This is a genomic window from Streptomyces sp. NPDC029674, assembly GCF_044903205.1.
Lineage (GTDB): Bacteria > Actinomycetota > Actinomycetes > Streptomycetales > Streptomycetaceae > Streptomyces.
Map to the genome: position 1 here is coordinate 1 of NZ_JBJDPY010000064.1, position 1,317 is coordinate 1,317.

Annotated in this window: 2 protein-coding genes; both read right to left on the reverse strand. The window is 75.3% G+C overall.

Annotated features, from left to right (window positions below; genetic code table 11):
- Positions 1–386, reverse strand: a 386-nt coding sequence (locus tag ACI2L3_RS40370; protein WP_404757454.1) for a hypothetical protein, incomplete at its 3' end; no start/stop codon positions are given.
- 190 nt (positions 387–576) lie between these two features.
- Entirely contained in the window at positions 577–1,158 is a 582-nt protein-coding gene (locus ACI2L3_RS40375) for a hypothetical protein (RefSeq protein ID WP_010079963.1), read from the reverse strand.
- Between the last annotated feature and the right edge of the window lie 159 nt (positions 1,159–1,317).

Genomic DNA, 1,317 nt, shown 5'->3' on the forward strand with positions numbered 1-1,317 from the left:
TCGCCTCCGGTGCCGCCCTGCGCGCGGCGCTCGCGGGCGGCCTGGGCGCGACGGTCGGCGGCGGTCTTGCGGAACATCTCCTCGGAGGAGCGGTTCACGCCGGAGCCCTGGGAGAGGTGGTCCGGGTTCTCGCGGGCGGCGAGCTGCAGCATGGCCACCACCACGAGCGAGGTCATGAAGAAGACGCCGAAGGCGATCAGCGCGATGTCGATACGCAGCGGATTCTGCGTGCCGCCGGAGGCCGTGATGCCGGCGATCACCCCACCGACCACGCCGAGCACGGCGGAGAAGACCAGCGGGCCCTTGACCGTGGTGCGCAGACCGCCGCGTGCCGGGCGGCCGGATCCGGCGCGATCGGCGGACGGGCGGGGGGACGGTGCGCTCACGGCGGGACTCCTGACGGCTGGGGGCGGCTGGGGCGGCACGGCCCGCGCAGGCACCCGGGGCTGAGGCCCTCGGGGCGCGGCGGACCGGATCCAGTCTACGCGCCCGGCCGACGGGTGGCCCCGCGGGGCCCCGAGGTCCTCCCCCGGCGAACGTCCGCCCCGCGGGTCGGGACGGCGACGTGGACCCGGTTCAGAGGCCCCTGGCCGTGCCGCGGTCCCGGCGCACCTCGTGGTGGAAGCCGAGCCCGGAGACCATCAGGAGCACCCCGATCAGGATCGCCCCGCCGCCGGCGATGCCGAGCAGGGCATGCGGGCCGAAGCCCTGCAGGGCGGCCACGACCACCCCGCCCCCGGAGAGCAGGCCCACGAGACCGGTCCACAGCTGGTCCCGCGCGGGGATGAACTCGCGGCGGTGGCGGGCCCACGCCACGAGCTCGGCGACGCCGCCGAGCACGAGGGCGGCACCGGCCGCCACGCCCACCGCGGCCGGGGACCCCAGGAACAGCAGCACGATCACGCCGAGCATCCACGCGGCCGCCGCCAGGGACAGCGGGGAGCGCATGGCCACGGGCACCGGATCGCGGCGCAGGTACTCCCACATCGCCGAGCCGGAGAACGCCAGGTACAGCGCGAACATGACCTTCATCCACGTCAGGCCCGGCTCGGCGACGAACACGGTGGTCAGGCCGAACGCCAACGCCACCACGGCGCGGATCAGGATCGGCTTGAACACCACGGACGAGATCTCGAGGGGGGTCTGCACGGTAGCCACCGCCCCAGTCTAGGAGCCGTGCGGCCGCGGCCCGGCCCGCGCGTCACCACTCGGACGCGCTCACACGACGCCGAGCCGCATCCAGTCGTCGCGCCGGGCCCGCCAGCCGAGGGTGAGCGCCCGCATCCCCATGTAGACCCCTGCGAAGCCGAGCCAGAG